Annotated in this window: 1 protein-coding gene; it reads left to right on the top strand. The window is 48.0% G+C overall.

The window, feature by feature from the left end:
• Positions 1–248: GGDEF domain-containing protein (locus SB822_RS59500; RefSeq protein ID WP_410859428.1), on the top strand; the 248-nt coding region annotated here is incomplete at both ends.

Genomic DNA, 248 nt, shown 5'->3' with positions numbered 1-248 from the left:
GGCTGCATAGCCAAGAACTTATTTTGCAAGGCACCCGTTATGACGATTTGACCGGTGCCGGCAACCGCAAAGGCTTCAATGAAGTATTGCTGCAAATGAGCCATTTAGCGGAAAGAACCGGCAAGACCTTCACGCTGGTGTTGTTGGACCTCGATCATTTCAAGAAAATCAATGATGATTACGGCCACCCTGCGGGAGATGAAATCCTGAAAACATTCAGTGACATCCTCCTGAACAAAGAACGGGAG

Origin of the sequence: Paraburkholderia sp. SIMBA_054 (assembly GCF_046534875.1) — a bacterium.
Classification (GTDB): Bacteria; Pseudomonadota; Gammaproteobacteria; order Burkholderiales; family Burkholderiaceae; genus Paraburkholderia; species Paraburkholderia hospita.
Note: the sequence above shows the minus strand (reverse complement) of the source record. Positions and strands in the feature narration are given on the sequence as shown.